General features: G+C 71.3%; 17 protein-coding genes. 11 read left to right on the forward strand and 6 right to left on the reverse strand.

The features are described 5' to 3' along the window. Positions 1-8 precede the first annotated feature (8 nt). Positions 9-1,244: a M20 family metallopeptidase gene (locus ACE7GA_RS01990; RefSeq protein ID WP_376094885.1), complete on the reverse strand. Its 1,236-nt coding sequence runs from the start codon at positions 1,242-1,244 to the stop codon at positions 9-11. A gap of 215 nt (positions 1,245-1,459) precedes the next feature. Here ACE7GA_RS01990 and ACE7GA_RS01995 point away from each other — a divergent pair, with 215 nt between their 5' ends. From ACE7GA_RS01995 to ACE7GA_RS02005, 3 genes are all read left to right on the forward strand, one after another. Continuing rightward, positions 1,460-2,077, forward strand: coding sequence for a tripartite tricarboxylate transporter TctB family protein (locus ACE7GA_RS01995; RefSeq protein WP_376094888.1), 618 nt, complete (start codon positions 1,460-1,462; stop codon positions 2,075-2,077). Between the two features lie 29 nt (positions 2,078-2,106). Beyond that, a complete protein-coding gene (locus ACE7GA_RS02000; RefSeq protein ID WP_376094891.1) occupies positions 2,107-3,606 on the forward strand; it encodes a tripartite tricarboxylate transporter permease in 1,500 nt (499 codons plus the stop codon). A gap of 114 nt (positions 3,607-3,720) precedes the next feature. After that, the gene (locus ACE7GA_RS02005; protein ID WP_376094894.1) at positions 3,721-5,295 is read left to right on the forward strand and encodes a Na+/H+ antiporter; all 1,575 of its coding nucleotides are present in this window, start codon (positions 3,721-3,723) and stop codon (positions 5,293-5,295) included. 79 nt (positions 5,296-5,374) lie between these two features. Here ACE7GA_RS02005 and ACE7GA_RS02010 read toward each other — a convergent pair whose 3' ends face one another. Further along, a complete protein-coding gene (locus ACE7GA_RS02010; protein ID WP_376094897.1) occupies positions 5,375-6,136 on the reverse strand; it encodes an HpcH/HpaI aldolase/citrate lyase family protein in 762 nt (253 codons plus the stop codon). A 104-nt stretch (positions 6,137-6,240) separates the two neighbouring features. Between ACE7GA_RS02010 and ACE7GA_RS02015 the strand changes: the two genes are divergently transcribed. The 8 genes from ACE7GA_RS02015 to ACE7GA_RS02050 all read left to right on the forward strand — a co-directional run bounded on the left by ACE7GA_RS02015 (position 6,241) and on the right by ACE7GA_RS02050 (position 14,233). Next, complete coding sequence (locus ACE7GA_RS02015) at positions 6,241-7,113, forward strand: dimethylarginine dimethylaminohydrolase family protein (RefSeq protein ID WP_376094900.1); 873 nt, start codon at positions 6,241-6,243, stop codon at positions 7,111-7,113. Between the two features lie 43 nt (positions 7,114-7,156). Further along, positions 7,157-8,551, forward strand: coding sequence for an FAD-binding oxidoreductase (locus ACE7GA_RS02020; protein ID WP_376094903.1), 1,395 nt, complete (start codon positions 7,157-7,159; stop codon positions 8,549-8,551). 4 nt (positions 8,552-8,555) lie between these two features. Continuing rightward, positions 8,556-9,755: a nitrate/nitrite transporter gene (locus ACE7GA_RS02025; RefSeq protein WP_376094906.1), complete on the forward strand. Its 1,200-nt coding sequence runs from the start codon at positions 8,556-8,558 to the stop codon at positions 9,753-9,755. A gap of 86 nt (positions 9,756-9,841) precedes the next feature. Then, on the forward strand, positions 9,842-10,750 hold the full coding sequence (gene phnD, locus ACE7GA_RS02030; protein WP_376094909.1) for a phosphate/phosphite/phosphonate ABC transporter substrate-binding protein: 909 nt from the start codon (positions 9,842-9,844) through the stop codon (positions 10,748-10,750). Continuing rightward, positions 10,747-11,622, forward strand: coding sequence for a phosphonate ABC transporter, permease protein PhnE (gene phnE / locus ACE7GA_RS02035; protein ID WP_376094912.1), 876 nt, complete (start codon positions 10,747-10,749; stop codon positions 11,620-11,622). The genes phnD and phnE (ACE7GA_RS02035) overlap by 4 nt, the downstream gene beginning before the upstream one ends. Continuing rightward, the gene (gene phnE, locus ACE7GA_RS02040) at positions 11,619-12,395 is read left to right on the forward strand and encodes a phosphonate ABC transporter, permease protein PhnE (RefSeq protein ID WP_376094915.1); all 777 of its coding nucleotides are present in this window, start codon (positions 11,619-11,621) and stop codon (positions 12,393-12,395) included. The genes phnE (ACE7GA_RS02035) and phnE (ACE7GA_RS02040) overlap by 4 nt, the downstream gene beginning before the upstream one ends. A gap of 48 nt (positions 12,396-12,443) precedes the next feature. Next, positions 12,444-13,277, forward strand: a complete 834-nt coding sequence (locus ACE7GA_RS02045) for a universal stress protein (protein ID WP_376094917.1) — start codon at positions 12,444-12,446, stop codon at positions 13,275-13,277. Further along, the gene (locus ACE7GA_RS02050; RefSeq protein WP_376094920.1) at positions 13,277-14,233 is read left to right on the forward strand and encodes a threonine dehydratase; all 957 of its coding nucleotides are present in this window, start codon (positions 13,277-13,279) and stop codon (positions 14,231-14,233) included. The genes ACE7GA_RS02045 and ACE7GA_RS02050 overlap by 1 nt, the downstream gene beginning before the upstream one ends. Here the strand turns inward: ACE7GA_RS02050 and ACE7GA_RS02055 are convergent. From ACE7GA_RS02055 to ACE7GA_RS02070, 4 genes are all read right to left on the reverse strand, one after another. Continuing rightward, entirely contained in the window at positions 14,230-14,658 is a 429-nt protein-coding gene (locus ACE7GA_RS02055; RefSeq protein ID WP_376094923.1) for an NfeD family protein, read from the reverse strand. The two genes, ACE7GA_RS02050 and ACE7GA_RS02055, sit on opposite strands and share 4 nt — an antisense overlap. After that, complete coding sequence (locus ACE7GA_RS02060) at positions 14,643-15,662, reverse strand: SPFH domain-containing protein (RefSeq protein ID WP_376094926.1); 1,020 nt, start codon at positions 15,660-15,662, stop codon at positions 14,643-14,645. Before ACE7GA_RS02060 ends, ACE7GA_RS02055 begins: the two co-directional genes overlap by 16 nt. A 91-nt stretch (positions 15,663-15,753) precedes the next feature. Next, positions 15,754-15,882 (reverse strand): hypothetical protein, encoded by a 129-nt coding sequence (locus ACE7GA_RS02065; RefSeq protein WP_376094929.1) that lies wholly within the window; start codon positions 15,880-15,882, stop codon positions 15,754-15,756. Next, positions 15,879-16,493 (reverse strand): helix-turn-helix domain-containing protein, encoded by a 615-nt coding sequence (locus tag ACE7GA_RS02070; RefSeq protein WP_376094932.1) that lies wholly within the window; start codon positions 16,491-16,493, stop codon positions 15,879-15,881. Before ACE7GA_RS02070 ends, ACE7GA_RS02065 begins: the two co-directional genes overlap by 4 nt. Positions 16,494-16,719: the final 226 nt, after the last annotated feature.

The following is a 16,719-nucleotide window of genomic DNA, read 5'->3' on the forward strand; positions in this document are numbered from 1 at the left end:
GGGCGCCGCTACGCCAGGATGTCCATCGCGGCGCGGGACAGGGCCTGGACGCCGATCGCGATGCAGCGCTCGTCCGGGGAATAGCGGGCGTTGTGCAGGCGGTCCTGCCGGCCCGGCGCGCCGGAGCCGATGAGAAGGTGGGCGGCGGGCATGCGCTCGGCGAATTCGGCGAAGTCCTCGGCACCCATGCTCGGCTCACCCTCGATCGGGTCGGCGCCGAGCTGGCGGGCCGTCGCGGCGACGACGCGGTCCAGCAGCGCGTCGTCGTTCTTCAGGGACGGCACGCCGCGGACGTAGTCCACCGTGCAGCGGACCCGCAGGGATTCGCCGATCCCCGCGGCAAGGCGGCGGATCGCCGCCTCCGCCACGTCCCGCGCCTCGGCGTGGAGGGTGCGGACGGTGCCCTTCAGGGTGACGCGTTCGGGGATGATGTTGGCGACGGTGCCGCCGTGGATGGCGCCGACCGTGACGACGGCCGGCTGGATCGGCTTAACCTCGCGGCTGACGACGGTCTGGACCTGGGTCACGAAGTGGCAGGCCGCGACGATCGGGTCCACGGCCGAATCCGGGTGGGCGGCGTGGCCGGACTTGCCCTGCACCGTGATCTCGAACCGGTCCGCGGCCGCGAGGGCGGCGCCGCGGACGAAGCCCGTGGTGCCCACGGAGCGGTCGGGGATGTTGTGGAAGCCGATGGCCATGTCCACGTCCTGTGCCGCCCCGTCCGCGATCATCGCGGCGGCGCCGCCGAGGATCTCCTCCGCCGGCTGGAAGATCAGCGCGACGCGGCCCGCGAGCATCGGCGCCATGCCCTGCAGGACCTCGGCGACGCCGAGGAGCGTGGCGGTGTGGATATCGTGCCCGCAGGCGTGCATCTTGCCGTCCACGGTGCTCGCGTAGGGCAGGCCGGATTCCTCGTGGATCGGCAGCGCGTCCATGTCGGCGCGGATGGCGAGCGTCGGACCGGGGCGCCCGCCCTCGATCACGCCGAAGACGCCGGTCCGGCCGACGCCGGTGCGGTGCGGGATGCCGATGCGGGCGAGTTCGGCCGCGACAATGCCCGCCGTCCGCGTCTCCTCGAAGCCGAGTTCGGGGTGCGCGTGCAGGTCGCGGCGGATGGCGATGAGCCGCTCCTCGATCGCCGCGGTGGCCTCGGCGATCAGGCGCGTGGGGTCGTTGGCCCGCGCCCCGGCTGCTGGGGTGATCCCGTCCACGCGCGGCTCTCCGATGCGGATGTTGCGCTGCATCGTAGGTGAAGGATTCTCCATGACAAGTCGGAGTGCTTGAGCCGGGAAAGAACGCTGCTAGGGTGCCCAAGGCCTCTCAAAAACGGGAGGCCGGACCGTGAGTCGCTCCGACCCAGGCGCCGCGCCCCTCCGTTGGGAGGCGCGGCGATTGTCGCAGGCGGCACCCCGGGCCGGCCAACCCGATCATGGCACCTGGGGGCGCGGAGCGTTCTGGAATGAAGATCAGTGCGAAGGACATGTGGGCGGCCGCCATCCTGATCGGCGTCGGCCTCTTCGGCCTCTACCTCAACGGCGGCCTCTTCGGCATCGGGCTGGAGCAGCACAACCTCGGCACGCCACGGCGCATGGGGCCGGGCTACATGCCCATGCTCGTGCTGTGGATGCAGGTCGGGCTCGGGGCGCTGGTCCTGCTGATCGCCCTGAACAGCGGCCCCGATCCGATGGAGGGCTGGACGCGGTCCAACTTCATCATCCTGATCGGCGCGTGCATCGCGGGGATCGTGACGTGGCGCGTCCTCGCCGCCGTGGGCATCACCGAGTCGTACCGGGAGGTCGGCTTTGCCTGCCTCGTGGGCCTGCTGACCCTGTCGATCTCGCCGGACTGGCGGCCGATGGGAACGCCGCTCGCCTCCTACGCCATCTTCGGGCTGATGCTCGAGCCGCTGGGCCTGATGGCCGCCATCGCCGGCCTCTGCGTCGTCTCGGCCTTCGCGGACCGCGAGCACACCGTGAAGAGCGTGATCGGCATGACGGTCGCCCTCTGCGTGCTCTGCTGGGTCGTCTTCATCTGGCAGCTCGATATCCGCGTGCCCCTGTGGCCGACCATCTTCTAAGCCGGCGCGCAGGCTAGGGAACGGAAACGATGGACCTCATCGCAAACCTCGGGCACGGCTTCGGCGTCGCGCTCTCGCTCAACAACCTGCTCTTCGCGCTGGTCGGCGCGATGATCGGCACGGCCATCGGCGTGCTGCCGGGCATCGGGCCGGTGGCCACGATCTCCCTGCTGCTGCCCATCACCTTCGGCCAGCCCGCGACGACGGCCATCATCATGCTCGCGGGCATCTACTACGGCGCGCAGTACGGCGGCTCGACGACCTCGATCCTGCTGAACCTGCCGGGCGAGGTGTCGTCGGTCGTGACAACGCTCGAAGGCTACAAGATGGCCCGGAAGGGCCGGGCGGGTGCGGCGCTGACCATCGCGGCGGTCGGCTCCTTCGTCGCGGGTACCTTCTCTACCCTGCTCGTCGCGGCGTCCGGACCCCTGCTGACGCAGGTCGCCCTGTCCTTCGGGCCGGCCGACTACTTCTCCCTCATGCTGCTCGGCCTGATCATCTCCGCGGTTCTCGCGCAGGGTTCGGTGCTGAAGGCCATCGCGATGGTCGTCCTCGGCGTGGCGCTCGGGCTGGTCGGCACGGACGTGCAGACGGGCCAGCAGCGCTTCACCTTCGGCGTGCCGGAACTGTCCGACGGCCTCGGCTTCGTTTCGATCGCCATGGGCATCTTCGGCATCGGTGAGATCATTCTCAACCTCGAGCGTCCGGAGGCGCGCTCCGTGCTTTCCGGCAAGGTCGGGTCGCTGTTCCTGACGCGGGAGGAAACGCGGCGTTCCATCGCGCCAGTCATCCGCGGCACGCTCCTCGGCTCCGTCCTCGGCATCCTGCCGGGCGGCGGCGCGGCGCTCGCGGCCTTCGGCTCCTACATGCTGGAATCCAAGGTCTCGAAGTACCGGCACGAATTCGGCACCGGCGCCATCGAGGGCGTGGCGGGTCCGGAATCGGCCAACAACGCGGCGGCCCAGACGTCATTCATCCCGTTGCTGACCCTCGGCATCCCGGCCAACGCTGTCATGGCGCTGATGGTCGGCGCCTTGATCATCCAGGGCATCCAGCCGGGTCCCCGCATGGTCGAAGCCCAGCCCGACCTGTTCTGGGGCCTCATCTGCTCCATGTGGGTCGGCAACGTCATGCTGCTGGTCATCAACCTGCCGCTCGTCGGCATGTGGGTGAAGCTGCTGCAGGTGCCCTACAAGTACCTCTACCCCTCGATCCTCGTGTTCTGCGCGATCGGCGTGTACTCGCTGAACAACTCGGTCTTCGACGTGTACCAGACGCTGTTCTTCGGCATCCTCGGCTACGTCTTCTCGAAGCTGCGGATGGAATCGGCGCCGCTCCTGATCGGCTTCGTGCTGGGACCGATGATGGAGGAACACCTGCGCCGCGCGATGCTGCTTTCCCGCGGCGATCCATCGGTCTTCATCGACCGGCCTATCTCCGCGACACTCCTCGGCATCGCGGCCGTCGCGCTCGGCGCGATGCTCCTGCCCAACATCCGGAAGGGCAAGGACAAGGCGCTGGCCGAGTAACCGCCACCATCCCGAACCTTTCGAGGGCCGTCCCGCGCGAGCGGGGCGGCCCTCGTCGTCTCGGGCGCCGGTCGGGCAGGTGACGAGGGGGCGGGGCGTCGCCAAACTGCCCGCGTGATTTTCCTCGAACTCACCCTCCTGCTCCTGGTGGCCTGCGTCGCCTTCGCGGTCCTCGCGCGGCGGACGAGGATCCCCTACGCGGCCATCCTCGTCCTCGGCGGCATGGCCATGGCCTTCGTCCCCGGCCTGCCGCGATTGGAGTTGGAGCCGGCCCTCGTCCTCGCGGTCTTCCTCCCTCCCCTCCTCCAGGCCAGCGCCTGGCGGACGGACTGGAAGGAGTTCCGGTTCAACCTCCGCCCCATCCTGCTACTCGCGGTGGGATGCGTCGTATTCACCGCGATCTGCGTCGCCGTCGTGATCAAGGCCATCCTGCCGGACTTGCCCTGGGCCGCGGCGCTCGCCCTCGGGGCCGTGGTCGCGCCGCCCGACGCGGTCGCCGCGGCCTCGGTCCTCGCGCGGCTGCCCATCCCGCACCGGATGGTGACGGTGCTGGAGGGCGAGAGCGAGAGCCTCGTGAACGATGCCTCGGCCATCGTCCTGTTCCGCCTCGCGGTCGGCGCGCTTGCGGTCGGATCCCTCTCCCCCGGCCTCGCCGCGTTGCAGTTCCTCGTCGTCGCCCTGGGCGGGCTGGCGGTCGGGTTCGCGGTCGCCCGGCTTTGCTTCCTGATCTTTCCGCGCCTGTCGGACACGGCGCTGGAGATCGCGGTGTCTTTCCTCTCGGCCTACGCCGCCTTCATTCTGGCGGAGGCGATCCACGTCTCCGGCGTCATCGCGGTCGTTGCCAACGGCATCCTCCTCGCGCGCCGGCAGCACGTGCTCATGCCGCCGCGCACCCGGCTCTCGGCGGTGGCCACCTGGCAGTTCGTGGAGTTCGTGCTGACGGGCCTCGTCTTCCTGCTCGTCGGGCTGCAACTGAACGCCATCCTGGAGCGGCTGACGCCCTACGGCTTCTGGTTCCTCCTCGGCACCGCCGCGGCGCTCGGCGCGACGCTCATCGTGTCGCGCTTCGTCTGGGTCTTCCCCGCGACCTACCTGCCGCGGCTGCTGCCCTCGGTCCGCAGGACGGACCCGCCCCCGTCGCCGCGGGAGGTCACGATCATCGCCTGGGCGGGGATGCGCGGCGTGGTCTCGCTTGCGGTGGCGCTGTCACTGCCGGTGACGGTGCCGTACCGGGACCTGCTGATCTTCCTCGCCTTCTCCGCCATCCTCGTCACGCTCGTCGTGCAGGGGACGACGCTGGAATGGATGATCCGGCGGCTCGGGGTCACCGTCCGGCACGCGCCGGGCATGTCGAAGCGGGAAGCCGCGGCTCGGCGGGCCATGTCGCACGCGGAAGTGGCGGAGCTGGAGTCACGGATGGAATCGCCCATCGACGGCGCGATCGCGCGGGACCTGATCGGCGAGTACCGCGAGAGGGCCCGGGTCTTCACCGGCGTCGCCGGCGGAGGCACCCAGGCGGAATTGCGGGCACGGCTGCAGATGCGCCTCGCCGTGCTGCGCGCTGCTCGGACCAGGCTGCTGGACCACCACGCCGAGGAAGTGCTGCCGGAGGAAATGCTGGCGCGCCTCGTGGAGGAGACGGACCACGAGGAACTTCGCCTCGTCCGTCAGTTGGAACAGACGGGTTGACGACCGTCCCCGTCCCGGACCGCCCCATGCTGGGAAGCGCCCGGTCGCCGGGCGCTTCCGGTGCCGTGACCGGGCGGAACTATCCGCGCGCGATCTGCAGCTGTTGCTTCGCCGCGGTCAGCATCAACCCGGAATCATTCCCGATCGTGCCGAAGGTGAAGCCCATCCCGTGGGCGCGCTTCACGTAGGCGCCGGTGAGGCAGTGGATTCCCGCGAAGAGCCCGCGCTTGTCGCATTCCTTGATGAGGCGCTCGTAGATCCGCAGGATCTCCGGCTCCTCCCGGTCCAGCACCGGCGGCAGGATGCCGAGCGAGATGCCGAGATCGGTCGGGCCGACATAGATCCCGTCCACGCCCTCGACGTCGAGGATGGCGTCCAGGTTGTCCAGCGCCTCCTTGGTCTCGATCATCGGCAGGCACAGCGTCTCGTCGTTCGCCGTGTTGAAGTAGCCGGTGGTCGCGCCGTAGATGCCTGCCCGGATCGGGCCGTTGGAGCGCGTGCCCTTCGGCGGATACTTGCAGGCCGAGACGAAGGCCTCGCATTGCGCGCGGGTGTTCACCATCGGGCAGATCAGGCCCTGCGCGCCGGCGTCGAGAAGCTTGCCGATGATCCCCGGCTCATTCCAGGGCGTGCGGGCCATGGGCGTCGGGCCGTGCGGCTGCATGCCCTGGAAGCAGGCGACGGCGGACTGGTAGTCCTGCACGCCGTGCTGCAGGTCCACGGTCAGGCTCTCGAAGCCTGCCTGCGCCATGACCTCGGCCGAGAAGGCGGCGGGGATGGCGAGCCACCCGTTGACCGTCTTCTTCCCGGATTTCCAGGCGTCCTTCAGCTTGTTGGCCACGCGCGGTTCCTTCCCTCAGGGTCGCGCCATCCTTCCGCATGGGACCGGGGCCGTCCACCCGGGGCCGGGCTGCGCGGCGCGGCGCGGCGGCCTATCCTGCCCACATGACGGAACTTCCACCCCGCTTCCGCGTGGCCTCCGAGACGGGGCGGCTGCGCGAGGTCCTGCTCTGCCCGCCCGACCATTACCGATGGATTCCAACCAACAGCATCGTGCGGCGCACGCTGGCGGAGGGGGCGCAAGCCCCAGCTCCGCATCACCTCGCGGCGCAGCACGGGGAACTGGTGGACGCACTGCGGCAGGCGGGCGTGACCGTCCACCTGATCCGGCCGGAGCCGCACCTGCCCTACATGGCCTACACCCGGGACAGCGTCGTCGTGACGCATCGCGGGCCCGTGCTGTGCCAGTTGGAACGGCCACAGCGGCGCGGCGAATACGCGCCGCTTCTGGACTGGCACGGCGAGCAGGGCAGCGCCTTCTGGCGCAAGTCGAGCGTCGGGACGCTGGAGGGGGGCGACATCCACATCATCCGGAACGGCCTCGCCGTGATCGGCGCAAGCGGCGGCCGGACGGACGAGGCGGGCGCCGCGCAGTTCGCCGACTGGCTGCGGGGAGAGGGCTGGGAGGTCCGGGTCGAACCGTTCGACGAGCACTTTCTGCACCTCGACGTCCTGTTCTGCATGGCCGCCCCCGGACTGGCCGTCGCCTGCGAGGACGTTCTGGACCCCGGCTTCCTCGCCTGGCTCCGCGTTCACGGCATCCGGACGATCCCCGTCCCCTACCGGGATGCGATGGCGCTGGGCTGCAACATCCTGGCGGTCGGCGGGGACCGCGTGATCTCGGCGCGCGGGAGTGCCGGCGTGAACGCCGCTCTGCGGGCCGAGGGGCTGGAGGTTCTGGACCCCGCCCTCTCCCTGTTCACGCAAGGTGGAGGCGGGCCGCATTGCTTGACGTGCCCGCTGCTTCGGGACGACTGATGCCGCTGAAGGCGCCACTCCGTGCGCCGCCCGGAACGAACCGATGAACGCCCCAGCCCTGCGCCCCGTGGACCACGTGATCGCCGCCGCCCGCGCCTTCCTCGGCGAGCGGATCACGACGAACAACGCGATCCGCGAGCAGCATTCGCACGGGGAGGACTCCTCCACTCCCGTCCAGCCCGACGCCGTCGCCTTCGTGCACACGACGGAGGAGGTCTCGAAGCTCCTCGCCCTCTGCCACCGCTACGAGGTGCCGGTGACGCCCTGGGGCGCGGGGACCTCGCTGGAGGGCCACGTCACGCCGGTGCGCGCGGGCATCACGCTCGACCTCTCGAAGATGGACCGCATCCTCGAGGTCCGGCCCGATGACATGGACTGCCTCATCGAGCCGGGCGTCGAGCGCCGCGCGCTGAACGACCACCTGCGCGACCAGGGCCTGTTCTTCCCCGTGGACCCCGGCAGCCACTGCACGATCGGCGGCATGTGCGCGACCCGTGCCTCCGGGACCAACGCTGTGCGCTACGGCACCATCCGCGAGAACGTGCTGGAACTGGAAGTCGTCCTCGCCGACGGCCGGGTGATCCGCACCGGCGGCCAGACCCGCAAGGCCGCGAACGGCTACGACCTCACCCGCCTCTTCATCGGCTCCGAGGGGACGCTCGGCGTCATGACGAAGATCCGCTTGCGGCTGCACGGAATTCCAGAGGCAACGTCGGCCGCCGTCTGCGCCTTCCCCGACCTGGCCTCGGCCGTCGAGACGGTGCGCACCGTCATCCAGTCCGGCATCCCCGTCGCGCGGATCGAGTTGCTGGACGCCGACCAGATGCGCGCCTCCATCCGCTACTCCAAGTTGACGGGCATGGCGGAGGCGCCGACTCTGTTCATCGAGTTCCACGGCAGCGCCGCCGCCGTGCAGGAACAGGCGGAGGCCGTGCAGGCCATCGCCGCCGACAATGGCGGCGCCGACTTCGCCTGGGCGACCGAGACCGAAGCCCGAAACAAGCTCTGGACCGCCCGTCACGACGCCTACTGGGCCGGCGTATCCCTCATCCCCGGCTACCGCGGGATCACGACCGACGTCTGCGTGCCCATCAGCAAACTCGTCGAAGCCATCGTCGGTGCCAAAGCGATCACCGAAGCGGCCGGCCAGACCACCTGCATCGTCGGCCATGCCGGCGACGGCAACTTCCACCAAGTCATACTCTACGACCCGAATGACCCGCATGGGCTGGAAAAGGCGTGGGAGCTGGACCGCAAGATCGTCGCCCTCGGTCTCTCCCTCGGCGGCACCTGCTCCGGCGAGCACGGCGTCGGCCTCGGCAAGCGCGAGTTCCTCGAACAGGAACACGGCGTCGAGGCGCTCGCCGTCATGCGCTCCATCAAGCAGACGCTCGACCCCAAGGGCATCATGAACCCCGGCAAGATGTTCCGGAACTGACGGCTTGAGCGCAGCCCAAGGCGATGCGCGCGAGGCGTCCTTCGCCTTCGTCGCTCCGCTCGTGGCCCTCGCGATGGGTCACATGCTGTCGAACGCGGTGCGCACCCTGCCGGCGATAGCGGCGGACCTCCTGGGACGCGACCTCGCCGTGACGGCGGAAGGGCTGGCGTCGCTGACCGGCACGTATCACTTCGCGTTCGCGGCGGCGCAGATCCCGATCGGGGTGGCGCTGGACCGCTTCGGCGTGCGCAAGGTCGCGCTGACGCTGCTGGCGATCATCGTCGGAGGATCGGTGCTCGCAGCCTTCGCGCAGGGGCCGCTGTCCTTCGTTCTGGGGCAGGTCGTGCTGGGGATCGGCTGCGGCGGGATGCTGATCTGCCCGATGACGCTCGCTGCCAAGCTGCTCTCCCCCGCACGCTTCGGCCTGTGGTCGGGCCTGATCCAGGCGCTCGGCAATGTCGGCATGCTCATGTCCGCCTCCCCGCTGGCCCTGCTGATCGAGGCGGATGGCTGGCGCGCCGGCTACTGGGCCTGCGCCGCCTTCGGTGGCCTCGTCATCGCACTCGTCGCGCTCATCGTGCACGACCGCCCGGTCGGCACGCCCGACCGCACCCTCGCCGGCGACGCGCGGGAGGTCGTGCGCCTGGTCTTCTCCCGCGCCCTCATCGGGCTCGTCGTGCTGGCCTTCGCCTCCTTCGCCGTCGTGATCGGGGTCCGCGGCCTCTGGGGAGGGCCCTGGCTGATGGAGGTGAAGGGCCTGCCCCGCGTCGCCGCCGGCAACGTGCTGCTGATCGCGACGCTCGCGCTCGCGATCGGCCCCGCTCTCTGGGGCGTGCTGGACCGGCGGATCGGGCGGCGGCGGGCGCTGCTGGCCTTCGGGCACCTGGCCGCCGCAGGGTGCCTGATGCTGACGGCGCTGGGTGGCGCGCTGCCGCCGGCTTGGGACGCCGTAACCCTTTTCGCTTTCGGCCTGTTGGTCTCCGTCCAGCCCCTGACCTTCGCCCTGACCCGCGCCGCCGTGCCGCCGGAGCAGACGGGAAAGGCCCTGGCCGCCGTGAACCTGTCTTTCTTCCTCGGTGCCGCCGTGCTGCAGGCGGCCTCCGGCGCGGTGGTCCACGCGACCTCCATCGCCGGCGGGCTGGTCTTCTTCGCCGTGGCGGTCGCCGTCTGCACCCTCGCCTTCCTCGCCCTGACCCGCCGCTGATCCGGCCGTCACGTTGGCTTCATCGGCCCGTCACGTGCCCGTCGCGCAATCCTGGCACTCGCCCGCCACCTCACGGGAGACCGGCCATGACCACGCGACGAGCGCTCCTCGCCCTGCCCCTCCTCGCGACGCCCACGATCCTCCGCGCCCAAGGGACGGACTGGCGCGGGTCCTTCCGCGAACTCCGCCTCGGCATCTCCTCCGCCGAGAACGAGCGCGACGCCATCGCCCGTCAGCAGCCCTTCGCCGAATACATGCGTCGCAAGCTCGGCGTGCCGCTGCGCGTCTTCCGCGCGACCGACTACGCCGGCGTGGTCGAGGCGCTGCGGAGCGACCAGATCGAGTTCGCGCGCATTGGCCCCGCGAACTACGCCCTCGCCCACCGCGTCATGGGCAACCGTGTCGCCCCATTCGCGAAGGACATCGGCGACGACGGCCGGACCGGCTACGACTCCGTCGTCTTCGTCAAGGCCGACACCCCCTACCGGAGCCTCCAGGACCTGCGCGGCAAGTCCTTCGCCTTCGCCGACCCGAACTCGACCTCCGGCTTCGCCTTCCCATCCTATTTCCTGCGCCGCGCGGGCTTCGACCCGGCGAGCCACTTCTCCCGCACCGGCTTTTCCGGCAGTCACGAGCAGTCGGTCATCGCCGTGCTGAACGGCACCTACGACGCCGGCGCGACCTTCTGGAACTCGCCGACGCGCGGGAACATCCAGCGGATGGAGGAGAAGGGGATGATCCCCTCCGGCTCCACCCGGATCATCTGGACTTCGCCCGAGATCCCGAACTCCCCCTGGGTGCTGCGCACGGCGCTGCCGGAATCGCTGCGCCGCGACTGGATCGCGGCCGTCATGGCGCTGCCGACCGAGGACCCGGATGCCTTCAAGGTCGCGGCCTCCGACGCGCGCGGCATCGCCCCCGCGCGGCACGAGGACTACCTCGATGTCATCGCGGTGGTCGAGGAGAACCAGGCCCGCCGCCGCCAGCGCTCTTGAGCGACATCGCCCTCCCCGCCGCGCGCCGCGCCGCCGCGATCCCGGACGGGGAGGCACGGTGGCGCGAGGCCGCGGCGCGCAAGCGGGGCCAGTGGCTGCTCGGCGCCGCGCTGTTCGTCGCGGCGGTCGCCGCCTCGTCCTGGATCGGGGAGGTGGACCTGGCGCGCCTCGCCGGCGGCCTGCCCCGCGCGGCGGACTATGTGGGACGCACGATCCCCGTGCTGCGGTGGGATTCGCTCGGCGCCGACCTCGCGGAATGGATGTGGGGCCTGTCGCACTGGCTCGTCCTGCTCGGCGACACGATCCTCATCGCCTGGACCGGCACCGCGATCGGGGCGACGGTCGGGCTGCTGCTGTCCTTCCCCGCGACCGCGACGCTTTCCCCGCCCTGGGCGGTCACGCTCAGCCGCCGCGCGCTGGAACTGGCCCGCACCGTCCCCGTCCTCGTCTTCGCGCTGATCTTCGTCTACGCCTTCGGCCTCGGCCCCTTCGCCGGCATGCTGGCGCTCGCCGTCCACACCGCCGGTGCCCTCGGCAAACTCTTCGCCGAGGTGCATGAGAACGCGAACCTCGCATCCGTGGATGCGGTGCGCGCCGCCGGCGGCACCTGGGCGCAGTCCTGCCGCGTCGCGGTCCTGCCGCAATCCTTGCCCGGCATGCTGTCCTTCGGCCTGCTGCGCTTCGAGATCAACGTGCGGGAGGCCAGCGTCCTGGGCATCGTCGGCGCCGGCGGGATCGGCGAGGAACTCTACCTCGCCGTGCGGCAGTTCGAGTACCCGGACATCTCCGCCATCGTCGTCCTGATCCTGGTCGTCGTGACCTGCTTCGACCTGGTCTGCGGCGCGCTGCGCCGGCGGATCCTCTCGGCGTGACCGCCCTTCGCCTCCCCTCCCGCGCGGCGCTGCTCTGGCTGGCCGGCCTCGCCCTCCTGTGCCTGGGCCTCTGGCGCGTGGACGCGTCGCCGGCCCGGGTCTGGGAGGGGCTGTCGCGCCTGGGATGGCTCCTCGTCCTCATGTGGCCGCCCTCCACCGGCGGTAACCTCACGGACCTGCTGAAGGCCCTGGCCGAGACCCTCGCCATGTCCTTCCTCGGCACGCTGCTCGGTGCCGTCATCGCGCTGCCGATCGCGCTCCTCGGCGCCGGCAACGTCGTGGGCAGCACGATCCTGCGCTTCACCGTCCGCCGCTCCTACGACGCGCTGCGGGGCGTGGACACGCTGATCTGGGCGCTGATCTTCGTCTCCGCCGTGGGCCTCGGCCCTTTCGCCGGCATCCTCGCCATCGCGCTGCCGGACATCGGCACCTTCGCCAAGACCTTTTCCGAAGCCCTCGAGGACGCGGACCCACGCCCGGCCGAGGCCGTGCGCGCCGCCGGCGGATCGCGCCTGCACGCGATTCGCTTCGGGCTGATGCCCCAGGCGCTGCCGGCCATCCTGTCGCACGTCCTCTACCTCTTCGAATCGAACACGCGATCCGCGACGATCCTCGGCGTCGTCGGCGCGGGCGGGATCGGGCTGGCGCTGGCCGATCGCATCCGCATCAACAACTGGGACGAGGTCGCCTTCATCGTCCTCCTCATCCTCGGGACCGTCGCCGTCATCGACGCGCTGTCCCGCCGCGCCCGGCTCTCGCTCATCCGCCCGTGACCCGGAAGCCGGCGTGACGGGCCGGTGGGCCGGGCCTAGGCTCGCGGCATGCTGAAGAGCCTTCTCGTCGCGCTGGACGACACGCCGGGGGCCCAGGCCGCGGCCGCCGTCGCCCTGACCCTCGCCCGCAGCACGGGCGCCCGCCTCACCGCCGCGACGATCCTCGACCTGCCGCACACGCGCGACGCCTCGGAACCCGTGCCGCCGGGCGGGGGCGCCTTCCTCGAACGGCGCAACGCCCGGCTGCAGGAACAGGCGGAGCAGGATGCCGCCGCAGCCTCCGCCGCCTTCGACGCCCTGTGCGGTGACACGCCGCACCAGATCGTCACCCTCGGCGACGCGCCGCAGGAGGCGCTGCTGCGCGCCGGTGCGGCGCATGACCTCATCGTGCTCGGCCGCGATTCCACCCTCGGGCGCGAAGAGACGGAGGACGGCCTCGCCCCGACGATTCCCGAGTTGCTGCGGGACGGCTCGCGACCGCTCCTGGTCGTCCCGCCCGGCGCGACGCTGACGGATGGTCCGGTCATCGCGGCCTATGACGGTTCGACCGGCGCCGCCGACGCACTTCAGGCCTTCGCGCTCCTCGGCCTGGCGGGCGACCGGCCGGTCAAGGCGGTATCGGTCAGCGACGACCGCGCCGTCGCGACGCAGCAGGCAGGCGAAGCGGCCGGCCTTCTGGCCCGCCATGGCGCGCGCGCCGAACCCGTGAGCATCCTCGGCGACCGTCCCGCCGATGCCATCCTCGCGATCCTCGCCGCGGACCAGGCTTCGATGCTCGTCATGGGCGCCTTCGAGAACTCGGCGCTCCGCACCTACTTCACGGGCTCGGCGACGATGACGTTGCTGCGCGAGGCTCCCTGCCCCGTCTTCGTGCATCGCTGATGGTCGACCTGCCCGCGCTCGAGGCCGCCGCACGCCTCGTCCACGCCGTTTTCCCGCCGACGCCGCAATTCGCCTGGCCGCTGCTCGCGGCCCGCACCGGCGCCGAGGTCTGGGTCAAGCACGAGAACCATACGCCGACCGGCGCCTTCAAGGTGCGCGGCGGGATCGTCTACATGGATCGCCTGCGCCGGGAGCGTCCGGGCATCGCCGGCGTCATCTCCGCGACCCGCGGCAACCACGGCCAGAGCCTCGCCTATGCCGGGGCGCGGGCCGGAGTGCCGGTGACCATTGTCGTCCCGCACGGCAACAGCACGGAGAAGAACGCGGCGATGCGCGCCCAGGGCGCGACGCTGATCGAGCACGGGGAGGATTTCGACGCCGCCCGCGCCGAAGCGGCGCGTCTCGCGACCGAACGAGGGCTGGAATTCGCGCCCTCCTTCGCGCCGGACCTGGTGATGGGCGTCGCGACCTACGCCCTGGAACTGTTCCGCGGCGCGCCGCCGCTGGACGCGCTCTACGTCCCGATCGGCCTGGGCAGCGGCATCTGCGGTTGCATCCTTGCGCGCGACCTGCTGGGCCTGCGGACGGAAATCATCGGCGTCCAGAGCGCCGGCGCCCCGTCCTACGCCCTGTCCTTCGAGCGTGGCGAGGTCGTGACGACCCCCGCCGCGACCACGCGCGCCGACGGGATGGCGACGCGCATCCCCGGCCCCGGCGCGCTCGAGATCATCCGCCGCGGCGTGGCGCGCATCGTGCTGGTGGACGACGACGCGGTCGCAAGTGCCATCCGCGCCTATTGGCAGGACACGCACAACCTCGCCGAGGGCGCCGGCGCCGCGCCGCTCGCCGCGCTGATGGCCGAGCGCGAGCGTATGGCCGACCGCCGCGTCGGCCTGATCCTCTGCGGCGGCAACATCGACCTCGACCTGTTCCGCCGCTGGGTGCTCGGCGTCTAGACGGGACGGCGAACCCGGAGCGTCGTGCCCTCCACGGCTTCCACGCGCACCGTCTCGCCGGGCGTGAGGGCGACCGCGCCGTCGTGCCGCGCGGCCCAGTCGCTGTCGCCGACCCGGACGCGAACCCCCGGGCCGTCCCAGGCCTGGACCACGCCGTCCCGCCCGACCAGCCCCGATTCCGGCGTGTTCAGTCCGTGCCGTCCGCGACCGCCGTGTTGCCGCAGGCGCAGCGCCACCGCGATCCCGCCCGCGAGCAGCAGGACGAAGGCCCCGACCGTCAGCGGGAAGCCCGGGTCCAAGCCCAGCACGACCAGCCCCGTCCCGAGAGCAGCGAAGCCCGCCCAAAGCAGGAACACCCCGGGCAGCAGCAGCTCCGCGCCGAGCAGGACCAGCCCGGCGAGGACCCAGATCAGCCAGCGGTCCAAGGATTCGGCCTCGTCACGGGCGGTGGGGGCGGGACGATGTCGGCGGTGGGGCGGAACCCCATGGGCGGCGCGGCACCCGGCGACATCGACGGCGGGCTCACCGCCGCGAAGTCCCCGGTGCGTGGCGCCTGGCGCAGCAGCTCCAGCGCGGCGGTCACGCCGCCCGCGAGGCCCGCGGCCTCCATCGGCACGATCACCAAGCGGGAACTCGGGCTCGCCGCGACGGCCTGGAACGCCGACACGTACTTCTCCGCCACGAAGTAGCGCAGCGCATCGGCGCCGGCGCCCGACGCGGCCGCGGCCACCATGCGCGTCGCCTCCGCCTCGGCTTGTGCGCTGCGCTCGCGCGCCTCGGCGTCACGGAAGGCCGCTTCCTTGCGACCCTCGGCCTCCAGGATCAGGGCGGCCTTCGCGCCCTCGGCCCGGGTCACGGAGGCGCGGCGCTCGCGCTCCGCGGTCATCTGCAGGTTCATCGCGCGGATCAGGTTCTCCGGCGGTTCGATCTTGCGGATCTCCACGCGCGCGATCTTCACTCCCCAGGGGTCCGTCGCCCCATCGAGGATGGAGAGCAGCTGCGAGTTGATCCGGTCGCGGGACGACAGCGTCTGGTCCAGGTCCATCTCGCCGATCACCGCGCGGATGTTGGTCATCGTTAGCGCCGTCAGCGCGGCCTGCAGGTTCTGCACCTGATAGGCCGCCTTCGCCGGGTCCATGATCCGGTAATAGACGATGCCGTCCACCGTTACCGACGCGTTGTCGCGCGTGATCACCGACTGCTCCGGGATGTCCAGCACCACCTCCTGGACATTCATCTTCTGCCCGATCGAATCGACGTAGGGGATGATGAAGTTCAGCCCGGGGTTCAGCAGGTGGGTAAAGCGCCCGAACCGCTCGACCGTCCAGACCTGCCCTTGCGGCACGGTGCGGATGCCCTTCGCCGCGGTCACCAAGGCCAGAAGCAGCACGACGACGAGGACGATCGTCCCGCCGGACACATAGGGCATGCGGAAGGCTCCTTCCCGAGGCGCGCGACCCTAGAGGGGATCGCCCGATGCCGGAATGCGGCCCCGTGTCGCACCTGTCCCGTGCGGCGGATCAGCCGCGCGGGGCCGCCCCGGCCGCGCGCGTCAGGCTGACCGCAGCGTCGGCCAGCAGCAGCCGCGCGCGGTCGAGGTCGCCCAGCAGCCGGTCGCCGCTGCCCGACAGCGTCAGCGCCCCGATCATGCGCCCCGCCGCGCCGAAGACCGGCGCAGAGAGGGAGGTCGGGTCCCCGTCGCGCGAGCCGGGGAGACCACGACCTCGGGCCGGTCTTCGGCCGCCGCGGGGTCGGCGTGTCGGTCCCAGGCCGCGAAGACCTGCGCAGTCGCGTGCCCGCCCATCGGCATGACGTCGCCCGCCGTCAGCGCGTGCCGCGGGGAGCGGGGCGGCAGCGCGCGGTAGATGCAGATGCGCCGTTCCGGATCGAGGCGGGCCCAGAAGGCCGCGATGCCGCCGGTGTCCTCGGAAAGCCCGTCCACGACGGGTGCCGCCCTGGTGTCCAGGCCAAGGCTGCGAAGGTAGAAGGTTCCCCAGAGATAGAGGGTCGGGCCGGGGGACCAGCTTGCATCGGCCTCGCGGATGACTGCGCCGGCCTTCTCGAGGGACGCGAGGAGGCGGAGGATCGTGCTCTTGTAGAGCCCGGTCCGCGCGGCGAAGACCCGGAGGGGGAGGGCCGAATCGCCCGCCCTGAAGGCGCCGAGGACCTGGAGCGCGCGGCCGACGGCGGCCACCCCGCCGGCCGTCGAACGCAGCGGCTCCGCGCCGGGCCCGGAGGACCGGCCGTTACCCCGTGGCACGGGACCCTTCGGAGCTTCGATCGGCGGCAACGACATCGTGAGCGGCAGTTTGGCAGGCGCGGCCCCCGGTGGAAGCCACCCATGCCGCGGCATAGAACGGCATATGCAGTCCGTCCGTTACGTTATTGCAACCGACGAAGGCCGACGCAGGGCCTAAGCCGGGCCGACGCGGGGATTGATGCCCCCGAACCCCCGTCCCGCCCGGATTCCACCCGGGCGCCCTGGA

Origin of the sequence: Roseomonas sp. CCTCC AB2023176 (genome assembly GCF_042259275.1) — a bacterium.
GTDB lineage: Bacteria > Pseudomonadota > Alphaproteobacteria > Acetobacterales > Acetobacteraceae > Roseomonas.

Bases quoted from the DNA above. Each gene is read 5' to 3' on its own strand.
- ACE7GA_RS01990 (WP_376094885.1), bottom strand. From the start codon at position 1,244: ATGCAGCGCAACATCCGCATCGGAGAGCCGCGCGTGGACGGGATCACC.
- ACE7GA_RS01995 (WP_376094888.1), top strand. From the start codon at position 1,460: ATGAAGATCAGTGCGAAGGACATGTGGGCGGCCGCCATCCTGATCGGC.
- ACE7GA_RS02000 (WP_376094891.1), top strand. From the start codon at position 2,107: ATGGACCTCATCGCAAACCTCGGGCACGGCTTCGGCGTCGCGCTCTCG.
- ACE7GA_RS02015 (WP_376094900.1), top strand. From the start codon at position 6,241: ATGACGGAACTTCCACCCCGCTTCCGCGTGGCCTCCGAGACGGGGCGG.
- ACE7GA_RS02020 (WP_376094903.1), top strand. From the start codon at position 7,157: ATGAACGCCCCAGCCCTGCGCCCCGTGGACCACGTGATCGCCGCCGCC.
- phnD (WP_376094909.1), top strand. From the start codon at position 9,842: ATGACCACGCGACGAGCGCTCCTCGCCCTGCCCCTCCTCGCGACGCCC.
- ACE7GA_RS02045 (WP_376094917.1), top strand. From the start codon at position 12,444: ATGCTGAAGAGCCTTCTCGTCGCGCTGGACGACACGCCGGGGGCCCAG.
- ACE7GA_RS02050 (WP_376094920.1), top strand. From the start codon at position 13,277: ATGGTCGACCTGCCCGCGCTCGAGGCCGCCGCACGCCTCGTCCACGCC.
- ACE7GA_RS02060 (WP_376094926.1), bottom strand. From the start codon at position 15,662: ATGCCCTATGTGTCCGGCGGGACGATCGTCCTCGTCGTCGTGCTGCTT.
- ACE7GA_RS02065 (WP_376094929.1), bottom strand. From the start codon at position 15,882: ATGATCGGGGCGCTGACGCTGTCGGGCAGCGGCGACCGGCTGCTGGGC.